Annotated in this window: 17 protein-coding genes and 1 tRNA gene; 8 read left to right on the plus strand and 10 right to left on the minus strand. The window is 63.3% G+C overall.

Annotation, left to right across the window (positions count from 1 at the left end):
- Positions 1-46: 46 nt before the first annotated feature.
- The 7 genes from FJ954_RS00185 to ssuD all read right to left on the minus strand — a co-directional run bounded on the left by FJ954_RS00185 (position 47) and on the right by ssuD (position 8,342).
- The gene (locus FJ954_RS00185) at positions 47-1,384 is read right to left on the minus strand and encodes an ABC transporter substrate-binding protein (protein WP_140614963.1); all 1,338 of its coding nucleotides are present in this window, start codon (positions 1,382-1,384) and stop codon (positions 47-49) included.
- Positions 1,385-1,462: 78 nt separating this feature from the next.
- The gene (locus FJ954_RS00190) at positions 1,463-2,503 is read right to left on the minus strand and encodes a branched-chain amino acid ABC transporter permease (protein WP_140660040.1); all 1,041 of its coding nucleotides are present in this window, start codon (positions 2,501-2,503) and stop codon (positions 1,463-1,465) included.
- A 3-nt stretch (positions 2,504-2,506) separates the two neighbouring features.
- The gene (locus FJ954_RS00195) at positions 2,507-3,406 is read right to left on the minus strand and encodes a branched-chain amino acid ABC transporter permease (protein WP_015314248.1); all 900 of its coding nucleotides are present in this window, start codon (positions 3,404-3,406) and stop codon (positions 2,507-2,509) included.
- Positions 3,403-4,329: an ABC transporter ATP-binding protein gene (locus tag FJ954_RS00200; RefSeq protein ID WP_140660041.1), complete on the minus strand. Its 927-nt coding sequence runs from the start codon at positions 4,327-4,329 to the stop codon at positions 3,403-3,405. Before FJ954_RS00200 ends, FJ954_RS00195 begins: the two co-directional genes overlap by 4 nt.
- A 124-nt stretch (positions 4,330-4,453) precedes the next feature.
- A complete protein-coding gene (gene sfnG, locus FJ954_RS00205; protein ID WP_140660042.1) occupies positions 4,454-5,557 on the minus strand; it encodes a dimethylsulfone monooxygenase SfnG in 1,104 nt (367 codons plus the stop codon).
- Positions 5,558-5,715: 158 nt separating this feature from the next.
- Positions 5,716-7,173 (minus strand): FAD/NAD(P)-binding protein, encoded by a 1,458-nt coding sequence (locus tag FJ954_RS00210; protein WP_140660043.1) that lies wholly within the window; start codon positions 7,171-7,173, stop codon positions 5,716-5,718.
- Positions 7,170-8,342, minus strand: a complete 1,173-nt coding sequence (ssuD, locus tag FJ954_RS00215) for an FMNH2-dependent alkanesulfonate monooxygenase (protein ID WP_140660044.1) — start codon at positions 8,340-8,342, stop codon at positions 7,170-7,172. The genes FJ954_RS00210 and ssuD overlap by 4 nt, the downstream gene beginning before the upstream one ends.
- A gap of 388 nt (positions 8,343-8,730) precedes the next feature.
- Between ssuD and FJ954_RS00220 the strand changes: the two genes are divergently transcribed.
- The 4 genes from FJ954_RS00220 to FJ954_RS00235 all read left to right on the plus strand — a co-directional run bounded on the left by FJ954_RS00220 (position 8,731) and on the right by FJ954_RS00235 (position 10,863).
- Complete coding sequence (locus FJ954_RS00220) at positions 8,731-9,405, plus strand: GntR family transcriptional regulator (protein WP_140660045.1); 675 nt, start codon at positions 8,731-8,733, stop codon at positions 9,403-9,405.
- Between the two features lie 191 nt (positions 9,406-9,596).
- A complete protein-coding gene (locus tag FJ954_RS00225) occupies positions 9,597-10,298 on the plus strand; it encodes a Crp/Fnr family transcriptional regulator (RefSeq protein ID WP_140660046.1) in 702 nt (233 codons plus the stop codon).
- 83 nt (positions 10,299-10,381) lie between these two features.
- Positions 10,382-10,627 carry a hypothetical protein gene (locus FJ954_RS00230; protein WP_140660047.1) on the plus strand — a complete coding sequence of 82 codons (246 nt, stop codon included), beginning with the start codon at positions 10,382-10,384 and terminating at the stop codon, positions 10,625-10,627.
- Positions 10,628-10,635: 8 nt separating this feature from the next.
- Positions 10,636-10,863: a hypothetical protein gene (locus tag FJ954_RS00235; protein ID WP_140660048.1), complete on the plus strand. Its 228-nt coding sequence runs from the start codon at positions 10,636-10,638 to the stop codon at positions 10,861-10,863.
- Positions 10,864-10,947: 84 nt separating this feature from the next.
- On the opposite strand, the gene FJ954_RS00240 is transcribed toward FJ954_RS00235, so the two are convergent.
- Together FJ954_RS00240 and FJ954_RS00245 are read right to left on the minus strand one after the other, a co-directional pair.
- A tRNA-Ala gene (locus FJ954_RS00240) sits at positions 10,948-11,023 on the minus strand.
- Positions 11,024-11,196: 173 nt separating this feature from the next.
- Positions 11,197-11,586 carry a TIGR02300 family protein gene (locus tag FJ954_RS00245; RefSeq protein WP_140614975.1) on the minus strand — a complete coding sequence of 130 codons (390 nt, stop codon included), beginning with the start codon at positions 11,584-11,586 and terminating at the stop codon, positions 11,197-11,199.
- A gap of 206 nt (positions 11,587-11,792) precedes the next feature.
- On the opposite strand from FJ954_RS00245, the gene aroA reads away from it, so the two are divergent.
- The 4 genes from aroA to FJ954_RS00265 all read left to right on the plus strand — a co-directional run bounded on the left by aroA (position 11,793) and on the right by FJ954_RS00265 (position 17,977).
- On the plus strand, positions 11,793-13,154 hold the full coding sequence (gene aroA, locus FJ954_RS00250) for a 3-phosphoshikimate 1-carboxyvinyltransferase (protein ID WP_140660049.1): 1,362 nt from the start codon (positions 11,793-11,795) through the stop codon (positions 13,152-13,154).
- A gap of 268 nt (positions 13,155-13,422) precedes the next feature.
- Positions 13,423-14,073: a (d)CMP kinase gene (gene cmk / locus FJ954_RS00255; RefSeq protein WP_140660050.1), complete on the plus strand. Its 651-nt coding sequence runs from the start codon at positions 13,423-13,425 to the stop codon at positions 14,071-14,073.
- 206 nt (positions 14,074-14,279) lie between these two features.
- Complete coding sequence (rpsA, locus tag FJ954_RS00260; RefSeq protein WP_015314259.1) at positions 14,280-15,977, plus strand: 30S ribosomal protein S1; 1,698 nt, start codon at positions 14,280-14,282, stop codon at positions 15,975-15,977.
- Positions 15,978-16,108: 131 nt separating this feature from the next.
- Complete coding sequence (locus FJ954_RS00265) at positions 16,109-17,977, plus strand: hypothetical protein (RefSeq protein WP_140660051.1); 1,869 nt, start codon at positions 16,109-16,111, stop codon at positions 17,975-17,977.
- On the opposite strand, the gene FJ954_RS00270 is transcribed toward FJ954_RS00265, so the two are convergent.
- Complete coding sequence (locus FJ954_RS00270) at positions 17,962-18,669, minus strand: SDR family NAD(P)-dependent oxidoreductase (RefSeq protein ID WP_140614983.1); 708 nt, start codon at positions 18,667-18,669, stop codon at positions 17,962-17,964. The two genes, FJ954_RS00265 and FJ954_RS00270, sit on opposite strands and share 16 nt — an antisense overlap.
- Positions 18,670-18,699 lie beyond the last annotated feature (30 nt).

The following is an 18,699-nucleotide window of genomic DNA, read 5'->3' on the forward strand; positions in this document are numbered from 1 at the left end:
ATGGGCCGGGCGCCGCGGATGGTGTCCACGGCACCCGGCCCGGAGATCAGTTGGTGGTCACGGCGTTGGCATCGTCGGCGGTGCGCAGCTTGATGCTCTTCTCGGCGGCATAGGCCTCGGCCGACTTCTCGATGATCGGCCGCAGCAGCGCCCAATCCGGCGCGATCCAGTCGGAAACGACGTTCCACTTCTTGCCGTCCCACTGCTGGAAGGTCACGTAGCCCTCGCCCTCGTGGTTGTCCCAGCTGACATTGATCGAGTGGAACAGGTCCTTGGCGCCGAGCGCCTCGACCTTGGACGGGTCGAGCTTGAGATGTTCGAAGCCCCAGCGGACTTCGTCGCCGGTCAGCGTGCGATGGCCGAACTTCTCCTGCGCGACGCGGATCGCCTCGACATTCAGGATGCCGTTGACGATGCCGAGATTGTGGTAGACAGAGCCGATGCGCGACTTGTCTTCGAGATTGCCCTTGCCGGCGCCGTAGACGGTCTTCACGATCTCCTGCACCACCGGATAGGTGTTGCCCGAGGCCTGGGTGGTGATGGCGGTGTAGCCCTTGGCGGCATCGCCGGCGGGGATGACGTCCTCTTCCGAATTCGACCAGACATTGCCGACGATGTGGTCGACGGGATAGCCGACCTTGACCGCCGTCTTCAGCGCCACCGGGTTCATCACGCCCCAGCCGCGCAGGACGACGAAAGCAGGCTTGGCGCGGCGGATGGTCAGCCATTGCGACTGCTGTTCGTTGCCGGGATGCGGCACCTCGATCTGCTGCACGGTGAAGCCATATTTCTGCGCCAGCAAATCATATATCGGGATGGTCTCCTTGCCGTAGGGCGAGCCGTGATAGAGCACGACGATCTTCTTGCCCTTGAGCTTGTCGATGCCGCCTTCCTTGGCGGCGATATAGTTCACGATGCCTGACGTCTCGCTGTAGGGGTTGAGCAGCAGCGGGAAGACGTAAGGGAAGACGCGCCCGTCGGTCGAGTCGGTGCGGCCATGGTTGACCGTGATCAGCGGCACCTTGTCGGCGGTGATACGGTCGATCATCGCATAGGCGATGCCCACTGAGAGCGGGTTCCAGGCAGCGGCACCCGCATGGCTCTTCTGCCGCTCGTAGCATTCGACGCCGCGCTCGACCTCATACTGGGTCTCACACTCGTCCCAGGTCAGCTTGACGCCGTTGACGCCGCCGTCGCGGATGTTGATGAGGTTGAGATAATCGATGAAGCCGCCGAAGAAGCCGGTGCCGCCGGCCGCGTAGGGTCCGACGCGATAGCTCTGCAGCGGGAAATATTGTTCGTCGGCATGAGCTGATGGCAAGGCCACCGACACGATCATCGCCGCGGACAAAGCCGCCGCCTTGATGGTGCTGAGGAAGGTCATGGCTAGGTACTCCCGGTATGGGCCGTCTTTGGTCCGGCCTCTGGTTCATCTTCGAATAGGATTCTGGAGTGCGAGGGCTCAGGTCGGTTGCCAAGCGAACAGGAGCCGTCTTCGGATCCTGTCCCACAGGGCCACCAGCCCGTCGGGTTCGAGGATCAGAAACAGGATGATGAGGACGCCGAGCACGATGCGCTGGCTCATGTCGAGCACGCCCGAGTCGAAGACATCGCCAAGCAGGAAGCCGCCGAGGCGCGACAGTGCGAGCGGAAAGACCACGATCAGGGCGGCGCCGAAGAATGCGCCGCGGATCGAGGCAAGGCCGCCGATGATGATGATGAACATTATCTGGAACGAGCGGTCGAGATCGAAGCCATCCGGCTCTACGGTCCTGAGATAAGCGAACGCCCAGATGACACCGGCGACGCCTATAACGAAGGACGAGATGGCAAAGGCCAGAAGCTTGGTCTTCAAGACCGGGATGCCGATGATGCGGGCGGCGGTCTCGTTGTCGCGGATGGCGATGAAGTTTCGTCCCGTCTGCGACGATACCAGCCGATAGGCGAAGAAAGTCAGGATGACGACGATGGTCAGCGCAAAGAAATAGCGGCCGACGGGGCCATTGAGTGTGAAGCCTGAAATCGACAGCCTGGGCGCGTCGATGACGCCGGATGCAGAGTTGTTGGAAAACCAGCTGAACTTGGTCAGCGCCCATTGCACGAAGAACTGCGCGGCAAGCGTCGAAACCGCCAGATAAAAACCTTTCAACCGCAGGCTCGGCAAGCCGAAGACGATGCCGATCGCGGCGGCCACGATGCCGGCGAGGAAAATGCTGCCGATCAGTGGCAGGCCTTCGACGCGCAGGTTGAAATTATAGGCGGCAAAGACGCCTGCCGCCATGAAAGCGGCGCTACCCAGCGAAACCTGGCCGGCATAGCCGGTCAGGATGTTGAGGCCGACACCGGCGAGGCTGAGTGCCAGGAACGGCAGCAGGATGGCCTCGAACAGGTAGCTCGAGCCGATCAGCGGCACGACGCCATAGGCGAAGGCGAGCAGGAGTACGGGGGCCACCCATTTCGGCAGCACAGTCACGGCGGAAAAGTCGCTTGCAGTCGCGGCCATGGCTCAGACCCTTTCGACGAGCTTCTGGCCGAACAGGCCGGAAGGACGGATCAGGAGGAAGACAAGCGCGACGACATAGGCGAACCAGCTCTCGATGCCGCCGCCGAAATAATCGCCGATATAGACCTCGGCGAGCTTCTCGCTGGCGCCGATCAGGAGCCCGCCGACAATGGCGCCAAGAATGGAATCGAAGCCGCCAAGCACCAGCACCGGCAGCGCCTTGAGCACCACCAGCGACAGCGAGAACTGCACCCCTAGGCGGGCGCCCCAGAGCAGCCCGGCGACCAGCGCGACCAGGCCGGCCGCCGCCCAGACGGTGGCCCAGATCAGTGGCAGACGCAGGCCAACCGCGAGTGCGGCGAACTGGTCGTCCGCGACGGCGCGGAAGGCGAGGCCGATGCGGGTGTAGCGGAAGAACAGCGACAGCAGGAGAACCATGCCGGCCGCGACCACCGCCGCAAAAATATCGAACTGGCTGATCAGCACGCCGCCGACTTCCAGCGGCACATCCTCGATACCGAGGTCAAGACCATGGACCTGCGTGCCCCAGATCAGTTGGGCGGCGCCCTCGATGATGTAGGACAGGCCAAGCGTCGCCATGAACAAGGTGATCGGCGGCTTGTTGGTCAGCGGCCTCAGCACCGTGCGCTCGATGGCGATGCCGATCGCCACCATGATGGCGAACGTTGCCACCAACGCCAGTGCAAACGGAACACCGCGTTCGACAAGGCTGACGAAGGTAAGGGCGGCGAACAGCAGCATCGCGCCTTGGGCGAAGTTGAGCACGCCCGAGGTCTTGTAGATCAGCACGAAGCCGATCGCGACCAGCGAATACATGACGCCGGAGAGCAGCCCGCCGACGAGCACCTCGATGAAGAACTGATAGTCGAAGTCGGCGATCATATGCCCGCCCCGTCCTCATTGTCTGAGGCGACGCCCAGATAGGCATCGATGACGTGCTGGTCGTTGCGGACCTCGTCGGGTGTGCCGTCGGCGATCTTGCGGCCATGGTCGAGAACGGCGACACGGTCGGACAGGCCCATGACGACGCCGACATCGTGTTCGATCAGGACGACGGTGGTGGCAAAGCGGTCACGCGCGGCGCGCACGAAAGCAGCCATTTCGCTTTTCTCACCTGATGTCATGCCGGCCATCGGTTCGTCGAGCAGCAGCAGGCGCGGCTCCGCGACCAGCGCCCGGGCGAGTTCGACCCGCTTCCGCAGCCCGTAGGGCAGCGTGCCGGCAAGACGATCGCGCACGGCGGTGAGGTCGAGAAATTCGAGAATCTGATCGGCGCGGCTGCGTGTCTCACGTCGCTCGCCGCGCGATCGTCCGATGCCGAGCACCTGGCCGGCGAAGTTGGAACGGACCTTGTAGGCAAGGCCGGTGGCGACATTGTCGAGGACGCTCAGTCCCTTGAACAAAGCAAGGTTCTGGAAAGTCCGGGCGACGCCGAGATGCGCCAGCCGCTGCGTCGGCACCTGCGCATAGTCGATTCCGGCAAGCTGGACCTGGCCGCGATCCGGCCGGTAGACACCGCTGATGACATTGATCAGCGAGCTCTTGCCGGCGCCGTTCGGGCCGATAATGGCGCGGATTTCACCTGATCGAACAGACAGATCGATGTCGGCCAGCGCGACGACGCCGCCGAACGACAGGCCGATGGCCTGGAGTGAAAGCATCGGAGATGTGGCCACCGCAGTGCCTGTTACCGGTGCGGTATGACCTTCGGACGGCTGCAGCGCCGAGGGCAGGCCGCGCGCGAAAACTTCCGGCGCATAGACCGAGGCTTCCATCACGCCTATGGCATAGCTGGGCAACGGCATTCCAATCGTCCTCGATTTCGCCCGCAGGCGCACGAATTCTCGATGCCGCCCGAAAAGATCGAGCGCGCTTGAAAACCTTCATTCGGGTGCTGGCCGGATTACCCGGCCAGCCTTGGAGAGATGACTATTCCGCTGCCAGCGAAGCCGCCTGCCCGGCATCCTCCAGCTCGCGAACGAGCGGGATGACATGCTTGCCGAAATACTCGACCTCTTCCTGGAAATGCAGGAAGCCGAGCAGGATGAGATCGGCGCCGGCGCTCTTCAAATCGACGATGCGCTCGGCAACCTGTCTCGGCGTGCCGATCAGGTTGGAGCGAAAACCGTCATTGTACTGGACGAGGTCGTCGAAGGAGGACTTCGCCCAATTGCCCTCGCCTTCCGGCGAGGCCTTGCCGGCGTTCTTGACCTCGTGGCCGAAGGCGTTGACCGCTTCCGGATTGGCCCTGGCGATGATCTCTGCAAGCACCGCCTTGGCCTCGTGCTCGGTCTCGCGGACAATGGCGAAGGCGTTGACGCCGACCTTGACGGAATGATTGCTGGCCTTTGCCTTGGTCTTGAGATCATCGACCTGTTTGGCGATTTCGGCCGGCGTGTTGCCGTTGGTGAAATACCAGTCGGAGACGCGTGATGCCATGTCGCGTGCCGCGCGCGACGAGCCGCCCTGGAAGATCTCGGGCAGCGGCCGCGGCGGCTTCGGTTTCAGCGAGTATTCGTTGAAGCGGTAGAAGTCGCCTCGGAAGGTGAAGCTGTCTTCAGCCCATATGCCGCGCAGCGCACGGATGAATTCCTCGGAGCGACGGTAGCGCTCATCATGGTCGAGCCAATGCTCACCGATGGCGTGGAACTCGCCACGGAACCAGCCGGAGACGAGATTGATGGCGACACGGCCGTTGGTCAGGTAGCTGATGGTGGCAATCTGCTTGGCCGCCAGCGCGGGATTCCAGGGGCCGGGCAGGATCGCGGCGATCACCTTCAGCGTCGTGGTGGCGGCCAGCAGGTCATGGCTGAATGCCACCGATTCATGCTGCTCGTCGGCGCCGTAGCCGGCGGTGAAACGGATCTGGCTCAGCGCGTAGTCGAAACCGGCCTTTTCGGCGATCTGTGCCAGCTTGCGGTTGTACTCGGCTGAATGGCTGGTGCGCTGCTCGATGTCGGAGATCACCAGGCCGCCCGAAACATTGGGCACCCAGTAAGCGAATTTGACCGCGTCGGTTCCTGCATGTGCCATGAATTGTCTCCCAGTCAGGCTGTTGATCGGTCCAGCCGCAGCCAGATGTCGGTATTTATTATGTTTATGGAATTTATATACAAAGGAGGATTTTCCGTTTTTGGCGCACTTGCGGGACGGAAATACCAATTTTGCCCAGCCATGCCGGCTTGCGGTTGTCAGCCCGCGACCGCAACGCCCCCGGCATTGGGGCCAACCGCTCCGCCTGAAGAAGATGTGTCGAGCAGCCCCGCGATCTCGGCCGAGACCCTTTGGGCATGGCGAGCGACCTCCGGCAGGCCCATGAGTTCGCCAAAGGTGCCTCGCGCCAGCGGACCGGCGACGAAAAGCCCGGCAACCGCCTTGTCATCGCCACCGACGGCGCGACTATCGAGGCCGGTCTCGATACCGAGCCCGTATGCGTCCGCCCTGATCAGACTGGCCTCAGTCAGGGAACGCAGCGCCGGATTTGACTGGAGCGCCTGCCCATGGGCCGGCCCTGTCGTGTTGATGACGGCATCGAAGCTTGCCGTCTCGATTCGCGTCTGTCCGCGCCGTTGGAAGCTGACCGCGAGGCTGTCGCCCTCGTCGTTCGACGCGACAAGCCGGGCGGCAATGGTGTCGAATGTGCCGGCGGTCTGGCGGCGGTCGAGGACGGAAGCCACCTGCGGTGCGATCCTGAAGCGATGCACGTCCCAGAACACGCGCAGCTGGCGGACCAGCCTTGCCCGTTCTTGCGGAGCGAGGGCGGACCACAGCACCGGCCCTTGCATGCGCAATTGGTCAAAGACCGACTGCCAGTTGACGTTGGCGGCTCGCGCCGCGGCCAGCGTGGCGCGAATGTTCTTCAGCAGGCCAAGTGCGGATGTGGCCGGCACCGACGCAAAGTCGCCGAAGGGCTCATGTCTGATATCCGGGTGGCCGCGCGAACGCAGTCCGCGGCGCGACAGCGCCAGGATGCGGCCGCGATGACCCCGGCGGTCAAGCTCGGCCACCATGTCGGCCGAGCTCAGTCCGGAGCCGACGATCAGGACCGACGCCTCCGGCCCGATCCCGGCGAGTGCCGACGGCGCGTAGGGATCGGCGATGAAGCCAGGTGCTTCAGCCAACAGGGCAAGTGCTGCCGGGATGGCCGGCAGAGGATGAGTCGCGGCGAGCACGACGATGTCGGCCGCGACAGGTCCGGCTAAGGTCTGTACGGTCCAGCCCGCGCCGTTGGCTCGAACTACCCGGGTGGCCTGAGCTTCGACATGACGGATAGCGCCCGAGTCAAGCCAAGGTGCGAGCTGCTCGGCGACATAGCGACCGAACACCCGCCGGCGCGGAAATACGTCGCCGTTCTTCCACAGCGCATCCGGGTCCCGCTCGATTTCGCCACTGCCGGCCAGCCAGCGCGCAAAATGCTGCTGGTCTTCGGGAACCATGCTCATCCGGACGGCCGGGACGTTGACGCGGTGCGACGGCTCTTCGCTGGAATAGGCAAGACCGCCGCCGAGCGCGGAACGCGGTTCAATCACCGAGATCGACAGGCGCTCCGGCCCAGGGGCCCGCGCAAGATGCCAAGCGACCGCCGCGCCGGAAAAACCACCGCCGATTATGGCGACGCGCGATCGGCGGACCGGAGGCAGCGCGTTCACGAGGCGCTGGCGAGCGACTTCGGCCGATGGTCACCGGCAATGGTCTCGCCGAACGGCCCGGTATTGACCGACGACCCGGCCGACTTGACCGGATGATCGGTCGGCAGTTTCGGCAGCACCAGTTCGCCGAAGCGATAGGCTTCCTCCAGATGCGGGTAGCCGGACAGAATGAAGGTGTCGATGCCGAGGCGACGGTATTCATCGATGCGCTCGGCGATCGTATCCGGGTCGCCGACCAGTGCCGTTCCCGCACCGCCGCGCACCAGGCCGACGCCGGCCCATAGATTGGGCGCGATCTCGAGCTTGTCACGGTTGCCGCCATGCAGCGCGCTCATGCGCGCTTGGCCGACCGAATCCATGCGGCCGAACACTTTCTGCGCCGAAGCGATCGTCGCGTCGTCGAGCCGACTGATCAGGCTGTCGGCGGCGGCCCAGGCCCGTTCAGTGGTTTCACGGGCGATGACATGCAGACGAATGCCGAAGGAGAGTTTGCGGCCGGCCTTGTCGGCCAGTCCGCGCACGGCATCGAGCTTGCGTCCGACGTCGGCCGGGGGTTCGCCCCAGGTCAGATATTTGTCGATTTCCTGCGCCGCGACTGCCGATCCGGCATCCGATGAGCCACCGAAATAGAGCGGCGGATAGGGCGCCTGCACCGGCGGGAACAGCAACCTTCCGTCCTCGATGCGGAAATGCTTGCCCTGGTGCTCGATCGTCTCACCGCTCAGCACCCGTTTGTAGATCCGGAGGAATTCCTGCGTCACCTCATAGCGCTCGGCATGCGAGAGAAAGATCCCATCGCCCTTGTTTTCCAGCGGATCGCCGCCGGTGACGACATTGATCAACAGGCGGCCGTTGGAGATGCGGTCGAGCGTGGCTGTCATGCGCGCGGCAAGCGTCGGCGACTGCAAGCCGGGCCGCACGGCGACGAGGAAACGCAGCCGCTCTGTCAGTGGCGCCAGCGCCGACGCAATCACCCAGGAATCCTCGCAGGCCCGGCCGGTCGGCAACAGCACGCCGTAATAGCCAAGCGTGTCGGCTGCTTTCGCCACTTGCGACAGATAGGGCAGATCGACGGCCCTGCCGCCCTCGGTGGTGCCGAGATAACGGCTGTCGCCATGCGTCGGCAGGAACCAGAGAACCTTGATGCGGTCGGGGACATCTCGGGTCATGCCTTGCCTCCTGTGGTTCGACGGTAGCGGCCCGGCTCCGGCACGAGTAGACGCAAAAATGCTGGCATGGCGTGGTCCTGTGCAGGAAACAGATCGCCCATGCAGATTGCTTAATTCTACAAAATCTGTAGAGTTAGTTTATTCTAAATCCGTGCACGCAATTGGAAATTCTTCCTCATGCCCGCCGCCTGCGAGCGGAGAGGGCCGGCTCGACCGCGTTGACGTTGTCCTTGCGCCGCCTTGGAAGGGTTGGCGGCCTCCTTCCAGGCGTCGAGTGACTTGGCCACCCCCTCCATTGTCGACAGGGACGCCTCCGCATTGGGTGCATTCCAATTTACGTTCCAATATAATCCGATCATTTCTGGTGAACGAACGCTACGGATTTGCCATGGACCTTGACCCTTCGACCCTCAATCGGGCTTTGCCGCTGCGCGATCAGATCTATCAGAAGATCCGCAACCTGATCGTCGTCGGACAGATGAAGCCGGGGGAAGTGATCAACGAGGTGGCCATCGCCGAAGCGCTCGGCGTTTCGCGCACCCCGGTGCGGGAAGCGGTGAAGCGCATCAGCGACGAAGGCCTGGTCAATATCCTGGCGCAGACCGGCACCTATGTCGCGCCGATCAGCCGCGCCGACCTCGAGGAGGCCTACGTCATCCGGCGGGCGCTGGAAATGGAGAGCGCCAGGCGCGCGGCCATCAAGCTCACGCCGGCATCCGCCGAATTGCTGGAGGACAATATGGCGGCGCACAAGCTCGCCATCGCGCGCGGCCGATATGCCACCGCGATCCAACTCGACGATGTCTTTCACCGCACCATCGCCGAAATCTGCGGCCTGCCGATGATCTGGCGAGCGGTCGACATCTCCAAGGCGCAGATGGACCGCGGCCGCTATCTCGCCATTCCAAGGCCCGGCTATGGCGAACAGACGATCGAGCAGCACGAGGCCATTCTCAAGGCCCTGAGGCGGCACGATGCCGAGGGCGCCGCACAAGCGATGGAACACCACCTCGAGACGTCGTTCCGCAACACGCTCGAAGTCGCCGCGGACCTTCTCGGCTGAAGCCTTCTTCGGCGTCTAGCAGCGCTGCTGCTCCCGGGGACGCCTGACGGTCAATGCTCTTAGCTTTCCACGCAGGCGCAGTCGTTTGCCAAGCCCGCGCATGAAGCGTAAGATCAGCCATCGGCCGCCGTTTGTCCGGATGCAGCCGACAGTAAGAGGGTACATGCTCTTGCCCGATAGGGAGAAGAGCCATGCCTCAATCCACCTTTCGCAACCATGTTCTGAAAACCCTCACGCCTGAGGATTTCGGGCTTTTACGGCCGTCGATGCATCACGTCGAACTGGCCATCAAAGCCCGGCTGGAGATCGCGCATCAGCCGATCGAGCATGTCTATTTTCCCGAAACCGGTATCGCGTCGGTGGTCGCCGCCATGACCGGAGGGCGGCAAAGCGAAGTCGGCATCATCGGCCGCGACGGCATGACCGGGGTAGCGGTCGTTCTCGGCCAGGACCGATCTCCCAATGAAACCTATATTCAAGTCGCCAGCAACGGCTGGTGTCTGCCGGTTGAACGTCTGCGCATTGCGATTGCCGAGAGCCAGACCCTTCGCCCGTCGCTGCTTCGCTACGCCCACGCATTCCTGGTCCAGTCGTCGCGAACGGCGCTGGTCAATGGCCATTCGAAAATCGAGGAACGGCTCGCCCGCTGGTTGCTGATGGTCAACGATCGCGCTGAAGGAGATATCATCTACCTGACGCATGAATTTCTGGCGACCATGCTTGGCTCCAGGCGCCCGGGCGTTACCACCGCCCTCCAAATGCTCGAATATCGGGGGCTGGTTCATGCCAAGCGCGGCGAGATCACGATCGTCGACCGTACCGGAATGATAAAACTCACGGATGGTGCCTATGGCGAGGAGGAGCAACATCACTTCAGCGCAGGGGCTGACTGATTGTCTGGAACCGGACATAGGCTTGAAGACCACCGAAGTCCTGCCGTAAACCATGTTGGTCAGGGTTCAGGGAGGAATTCTCGATGACCAACTCTTTTCACTCCATCACGGTTGAAAGAGCCGCCGAAGCCTATGTTCTTTCCAGGGGCAAGGCACGCTTTCTCTCCGTTGCGCAGGCAATACGCGCCATCCGAACACTCATGCCCGCATGCAGGGCTACCGACCGCGAGTTGGAGGAGTTGCTGGCGACCGCATCCCTCGTTCACGGCGTACCCGTGGCCTTCGACACAAACCCAGCCGATGGCGTAGCGCCGCAGCTCCATTCGTAGGGGCGGAGATGCCTGCGCTCGCGCAGACCCCTACCCTGTCGGACGTTCGCCAAGCGATTGTCCGCTGCCTGATCGACACCGTCGACTGGCCGTGCATTTCGATATCCGAGGTGAGCCACGAGGTGAGGAGAATGTTCCCGCTTTGCGAACTCACGGATTGGGAACTTGGCGATCTCATTGCGCGAAGCGCGATCGACGCGGGATTTGCCGTCGAGTTCGGCGCTGACGTTCCGTGATCGCGCAAATCAGGGATCGCCAATGGTTGAACAGGTCGGAGATGTCCCGCCGAAACAAAGCGTTTCCTTGCCCTGGAAGGTAACTGGTGGAGCCAATCGGGATCGAACCGACGACCTCTTGAATGCCATTCAAGCGCTCTCCCAACTGAGCTATGGCCCCACTCCCGGCAGTCAGCCGGCGCCGTTTCCGGCGAGAGATCGGCGCGGGTTGGAAGACCGCGCCGTTAGTGCAGGCGGCTTCTAACCCCGCCATTCCCAGATATCAAGCCTTCATCGGCGGCTTTTTCTTCACAGGGCGTGAAAGCCGGCAAACGCTCACGTTCGAAGCCTTTGTCAGACTTCGTCGTCGTCGTCGCCGACGCCGATCATGTCGGAAACGTCGTCGTCTTCTTCCTCTTCGTCGGCAAGGAAGGTGTCATCCTCGTCGTCGCCGAGGTCGACGTCATCCTCGTCGTCACCGAGATCGGGAAGATCGTCGCTCTTGGCGTCGTCTTCCGCCTCTTCGAGCGAGACGACCTCGACGCCCTCTTCCTCCTCGGCGTCCACTTCCTTCTCGGCCACTTCCTCTTCCTCCTCGATGGCGGCGATCTTGCCTTCCTCGAAATAGGAGCGCGGATAGGTCTTGCCCGTATAGGGCGAGACGATCGGGTCTTTGTTCAGGTCGTAGAATTTCCGGCCCGTTTCCGGGTCGATGCGTTTTGTGCCAAGTTCGGTTTTTGCCACGGCAAGCCTCGTCGATAAAAGAGTGGTCCCCTTAACCACAGTTTGCAGCGCTGTCAAAGCGAAAAGCCGGCGTCACAAAACCAAGCACTGAAAGGCCTCGCGCCAAGTGACGAGCATGGGGATGACCATTTCGTCCCGCCGTGATACGAGACCGCCGCAACAAATGAAAAGCGTCGGCACGCCGGCAATCCGTCCAGGGAAATTCCATGTCTCACGCCGCCGCTGCCAAGCCGGCCACTGCCCGCAAGTCACCAGCCCTTTCCGGCACGGCCCGCGTGCCGGGCGACAAGTCGATCTCGCACCGCTCGTTCATGTTCGGCGGGCTCGCCTCCGGCGAAACTCGCATCACCGGCCTGCTCGAGGGCGAGGATGTGATGCGCACGGGCGCGGCCATGAAGGCGATGGGCGCGCATATCGAGAAACGCGGTGCCGAGTGGGTGATCCGCGGCACCGGCAACGGCGCGCTGCTGCAGCCGGAAGGTCCGCTCGATTTCGGCAATGCCGGCACTGGCTCGCGGCTGACCATGGGGCTCGTCGGCACCTACGACATGGAGACGACCTTCATCGGTGACGCCTCGCTGTCGGGCCGGCCGATGGGTCGCGTGCTCGAACCGCTGCGCCAGATGGGCGTGCAGGTGCTCAAAGCCACGCCCGGCGACCGCATGCCGATCACGCTGCATGGGCCGAAGCACGCCGCCCCGATCACCTACCGCGTGCCGATGGCCTCGGCGCAGGTGAAGTCGGCGGTGCTGCTGGCCGGGTTGAACACGCCAGGCATCACCACCGTCATCGAACCTGTCATGACGCGCGACCACACGGAAAAGATGCTCAAGGGATTTGGCGCCAACCTGTCGGTCGAGACCGACGAGCGCGGCGTGCGCCACATCTTCATCGAAGGCCAGGGCAAGCTGACCGGCCAGACCATCGCCGTGCCGGGCGACCCGTCCTCGGCCGGCTTCCCGCTGGTGGCGGCGCTGATCGTGCCGGGTTCGGACATCACGATCGAAAACGTGCTGATGAACCCGACCCGCACCGGGTTGCTTCTCACGCTGCAGGAAATGGGCGGCCAGATCGACATCTTGAACCCGCGCAATGCCGGCGGCGAGGATGTCGCGGACTTGCGCGTTCGTTACTCAGAGCTGAAAGGCGTCGCCGTGCCGCCCGAGCGGGCGCCGTCGATGATCGACGAATACCCGGTGCTGGCCGTTGCCGCCAGCTTCGCCGAGGGCGAGACGCTGATGCAGGGGCTGGAGGAACTTCGGGTGAAGGAATCCGACCGGCTGTCGGCGGTCGCCAACGGGCTGAAGCTCAACGGCGTCGACTGCACCGAGGGCGAAGCTTCGCTTGCCGTGCGCGGCAAACCAGGCGGCAGGGGATTGGGCGGCCACCCCAACGGCCGGGATACGACGGTGCAGACCCATCTCGACCACCGCATCGCCATGAGCTTTCTGGTGATGGGCCTGGCGACTGAAAAGCCTGTAACTATTGACGACGCGGCCATGATCGCGACGAGCTTTCCGGAGTTCATGGACTTGATGAAGGGGCTGGGCGCGGAGATCGAGCGATAGTGGCAATCGCAAACCTTGGGGATTGGCTGGCGACATCCCGTGCTTCGTCATCCTGGGGCGAAGCAAGGAGCGCAGCGACGCGGCGCAGACCCCAGGATCCATGCCATGACCTCAACGCCCCGCAACGTTGCAAAATTCTGATCCGCAGCGTTCTTTGGCTGACGTCACGGCATGGATCCCAGGGTCTTCGCTCCGCTTCGCGTTCGCTACGCCCTAGGATGACGAAGTCGCGGGGGCCTATTTCCATGCGTAAGGCGTCTACCCGCCAATGACCCACCCCTTCACCATCGCCATCGACGGACCGGCCGGCGCAGGCAAAGGCACGCTCGCCCGCCGTCTCGCCGATCACTACCGCCTCAACCTGCTCGACACCGGCCTGACCTATCGCGCCGTCGCCCATGCGCTGCTGCGGCTGGGCCTACCGCTCGACAATGTCTCGGCGGCAGAAACCGCCGCCCGCCAGGTCGATCTGGCAAAGCTCGACCGTGCGGTGCTGTCGGCGCATGCGGTGGGGGAGGCCGCCTCGAAGGTCGCGGTTTTCCCTACTGTGCGGCGCATCCTGGTCGAAAAGCAGCGCGACTTCGCAAGGACGCCGCCGGGCGCGGTGCTGGACGGGCGCGACATCGGCACGGTCGTGTGCCCCGGGGCCGACATAAAACTCTATGTGACGGCAAGTGCCGAGGTGCGCGCCAAGCGCCGGCTGGCTGAGATCGAAAGCATCGGCGGCACCGCCGATTTCGCCGAAATCCTTGCCGATATCCAGCGTCGCGACGAGCGCGACATGGGCCGGGCGGACTCGCCGCTGAAGCCGGCGGCCGACGCGCACTTGCTTGATACCAGCGAAATGGCTATAGAAGCCGCGTTTCTCGCGGCCATGTCCGTCATCGACGACGTGCTGGCCAAGAGAAACAAGGCCTGATCCGGGTTTCATGCTGCTTCCGGTTGCCGGAGGCGAAGAAAATACCCATATCGGGCACGAACCAGCCTGCCTGCATTCTTCATGCGCCGGAATTGCCGCTTGAAAAGCGGCCCAGGGCTTTTGCAGCCCGGAACGCCGGCAGGCCAACGCAACGCTAACCCACGGCGCCCGCCCCGCGAAAAATGCGGGGTACTCCAGGAGAAACAATGTCTGCTGCAAATCCCACTCGCGATGATTTCGCGAGCCTGCTCGAAGAATCATTTACCACCGGTCATTCCGGCGAAGGCCAAGTCGTCAAGGGCACGATTCTGGCGATCGAAAAAGACATGGCCATCATCGATGTCGGCCTCAAGGTCGAAGGCCGTGTGCCGCTGAAGGAATTCGGCGTAAAGGGCAAGGACTCGACGCTCAAGGTCGGCGACACCGTCGAAGTCATGGTCGAGCGCATCGAAAATGCGCTGGGCGAGGCCGTGCTGTCGCGCGACAAGGCGCGCCGCGAGGAGAGCTGGGTCAAGCTCGAAGAGAAGTTCACCAAGGGTGAGCGCGTCGAAGGCGTCATCTTCAACCAGGTCAAGGGCGGCTTCACCGTCGACCTCGACGGCGCCGTGGCCTTCCTGCCGCGCAGCCAGGTCGATATTCGCCCGATCCGCGACGTCTCCCCGCTGATGCACAACCCGCAGCCCTTCGAGATCCTCAAGATGGATCGCCGCCGCGGCAACATCGTCGTGTCGCGCCGTACCGTGCTTGAGGAGAGCCGCGCCGAACAGCGTTCGGAAATCGTGCAGAACCTCGAGGAAGGCCAGGTTGTCGAAGGCGTCGTCAAGAACATCACCGATTACGGTGCGTTCGTCGACCTCGGCGGCATCGACGGCCTGCTGCATGTCACCGACATGGCATGGCGCCGCGTCAACCATCCGACCGAAATCCTCAACATCGGTCAGACGGTCAAGGTGCAGATCATCCGCATCAACCAGGAAACCCACCGCATCTCGCTCGGCATGAAGCAGCTCGAGAGCGATCCGTGGTCCGAGATCGGCACCAAGTTCCCGATCGGCAAGAAGATCAAGGGCACCGTCACCAACATCACCGACTACGGCGCGTTCGTCGAGCTGGAGCCGGGCATCGAGGGCCTTATCCACGTTTCGGAAATGTCGTGGACCAAGAAGAACGTGCATCCCGGCAAGATCCTGTCGACAACGCAGGAAGTCGACGTGGTGGTGCTCGAAGTCGATCCGGCCAAGCGCCGCATCTCGCTCGGCCTCAAGCAGACGCTCGAGAATCCGTGGCAGGCTTTCGCCTCGAGCCATCCGGTCGGCAGCCAGGTCGAGGGCGAGGTCAAGAACAAGACCGAGTTCGGCCTGTTCATCGGCCTCGAAGGCGACGTGGACGGCATGGTGCACCTGTCCGACCTCGACTGGACCCGTCCGGGCGAGCAGGTCATCGAAGAGTACAATCGCGGTGACATGGTCAAGGCGCAGGTGCTCGACGTCGACATCGACAAGGAGCGCATCTCGCTCGGCATCAAGCAGCTGGCCAAGGACACGGTCGGCGAAGCCGCGACGTCAGGCGAACTGCGCAAGAACGCCGTCGTTACCTGCGAAGTCATCGGCGTCAAGGATGGCGGTCTGGAAGTGCGGCTGGTCGACAGCGGCATCGAGACCTTCATCAAGCGCTCCGACCTCAGCCGCGATCGCGACGAGCAGCGCCCCGAGCGCTTCACCGTCGGCCAGAAGGTCGACGCCCGCGTCATCGCCTTCGACAAGAAGACCCGCAAGCTGCAGGTCTCGATCAAGGCGCTGGAAATCGCCGAAGAGAAGGAAGCCGTCGCACAGTACGGCTCGACCGACTCCGGCGCTTCGCTGGGCGACATCCTGGGTGCCGCGCTGAAGAAGCAGGGCAACTAAGGATTCACCGCTTGCCGCACGATTTTCGTGCGGCTTGAACAAAGACCCCGCCGGAGCGATCCGGCGGGGTCTTTCTTTACGGCAAGATAAACTTCCTCGCGTATTTGGCAGTCATCCCGGGGAAGCTTTCCATGAGCAATGACGACGACAGGGCCGCAGCGCAATCTTCGTGGCTGCCGCGTCTTTATATGAGCGCACCGGCCCTTTTCTGCTTCAGCGGCATGGTGACGGTGATGATCGTCCTCTGGTCCCTGGGCTTCCGGCTCAATGCCGATGCGGACGACCTTCTCAAAATACACGAGATCCGCACCTTGCTCGTGACCGGGAATATCTTCGACCGGACAATGCCCGGCATTGCCCAGCCCGAGCCCTACATCTCGCACTGGCCATGGATCGTGGACCTGCCCTATGCCGCTTTTGCGTGGCTGCTCGCGCCGTTCGCCGGCTTCGAGCCGGCGCTGATGGCAGCAAGCTTTGTCGTGCCGCTGCTCCTGTTTGTACCCGCGCTCTACTTCTACAACCGGCTGATTGTCGCGATGGGCTTTGCCTATCCGGCCATTGCATTGCCGTTGGCCTTGATCTTCGCCGCGCGCACCTTCTTCGAATACGCGCCGGGGCGGATCGACTATCACAATCTGCAGATATTGCTTCTGCTTGCCGCCCTGGTCCTGTTGCTGTCGCGGAATCGCCTTTCGCCCTTCGTCAACGGCTTGCTGACAGCCCTGGCAATCGCGATCAGCGCCGAGTTCGCACCGTTCTTCGCCCTGGTGATGGCCGTCTACGCCTTCGACTGGATCGCCGGCCGCGACGAGAGTGCGACAGGGATCACCGGCTTTGGAGTGGCCCTGGCGATCGGCGCGATCGGCCTGTTCGCCGCTACCGTCGCGCCCTCGGCTTATGCCGCGGTCAAATGCGATACCTATTCCGCGCCGCATGTGCTGGCGCTGACCGCCGCCGGGCTCTCATTCGCCGTCGTACCTCGGCTTGTCGGCACGCGTGGCGGCTGGGCAATGCGGGCCGCGCTTCTGCTGGTGTTCGCCGCCATCAGCCTGGTGGCGCTGGTGAAACTGTTTCCGCAATGCCTGGACGGCCCTTACGCGTCGATGGACGCCTATGTCCGCGACAACATGCTCAACAGAATTCTTCAGGAATTGAGCCTGTTTCGGCGCCCCGATTTCGTCCTGTCGTCCGGCTTTCCCAGCATGTTGCTGCTGTTCGTCGGCGCGCTCGCGCCGGTCGGCATCTGCACCGGGTCGCATGGCCGCAGCCGGCCTCTGGTCATACTGGCCCTGTTTTCGCTGCTCGGATTGGTGCTGGCGATCGACTATCTCCGCTACTTCCGCTATCTTCCGATTTTCTCCGGCATCGGCCTGATCTTCGTGCTGGAGAGCCTGCTGCCGCAAGGTTCGGGGTTGCGGCGCTACTTGAAATCTCCCGTGCCGGCGCCATCGCGCAAATACGCATTGATCCTGCCCGGTCTGGTTTTGTCCGGGGCCATGGCGCTGTACCATCTGGGGGTCAGACCCTCCCAAGCGGCGATACCCGCCGCCGAATTCGCCGACAGTTGCGACCTCGATCATTTCGGAGCGCAACGGGGTTGGCCGTCGGGCGCCATCGTCTTTTCGCCACCGCTCATCGGATCGCATTTCGTCGCGCTGGCCGACGGCCCCAAGGTGGTGACGATCCCAAACCACCCTTCGGCCAAAGGCATCGAACGGAGCTACCGCTTTCTCGACCCCATGACCGCCGACCCGCGTGCGATTCTCGACGCGTCGAAGGCGACACATGTCGCGATCTGTGCCTGGCGAGGCGCGCCGTCGCCAGGTCTCGAAGCCGCCTACCCTTTCGCGGCGGCCCTGATGGAAGGCAAGCCGCCGGCTTGGTTGAGGGAGTGTCCCACGGACGCTTCATCGCCGCTGCGTATCTACAGCTACCGCAACGCCGATGGATCCGACGCCGGCTGCCCGGCTTCGACGCTCTCCGCTCAGGCCCTGCCGTAGAGCGGCACCAGCGTTCCGCTCATTGCCTGATTGGCCGGCGAGGCGAGATAGGCGATTGCCTCGGCCGCTGCTTCGAGGCTGACCCATTTGGTGAAATCGGCATCCGGCATGTCGGCGCGGTTGGCCGGCGTGTCGAGCGTCGATGGGGCCACCGCGTTGACCAGGATGCCCTGGGCCTTCAATTCTTCCGCCATCGCCACCGTCATGGCCGCGACTGCCGCCTTGCTGGCCGTATAGGCGACCATGCCGGCGCCGCGGCGCGGGTCGAGCCCGGCGCGTGCCGTGACATTGACGATGCGACCGGCGGTATCCGACGCCAGCATCGAGCGGATGGCGGCGCGGCTGCACAGGAAGGCGGTGCGGGCGTTGGTGTCCATCATCTCGGCAAACGACGCCGATTCGATCTTCTCCACCGGCGCCATGGCAAAGCCGCCGGCCAGATGGATCGATCCCCACAAGGCAGGAACCTGGCTATAGAACGCCTCGACCTTGGCGGGGTCCGAGAGATCGACATTGTGCGCCAGTTTGACATTATCGTGCGTGGTGAAGGGGAAGTGCTGAGGTGCCGCGGCATGCGCGTTCGGCACGTGGCAGATCGCGCCCTGTTCCAGCAGTCTGCCGACCACCGCCCCACCGAGCGCGCCGGTTCCACCGGTCACAACGATGTGCCTGCCTTCAAGTGTTTCCGTCATCCTGGACCGCTCCTGTCATTTTTATGACTT

Origin of the sequence: Mesorhizobium sp. B2-3-15, from assembly GCF_006442875.1 — a bacterium.
GTDB classification, from domain to species: domain Bacteria; phylum Pseudomonadota; class Alphaproteobacteria; order Rhizobiales; family Rhizobiaceae; genus Mesorhizobium; species Mesorhizobium australicum.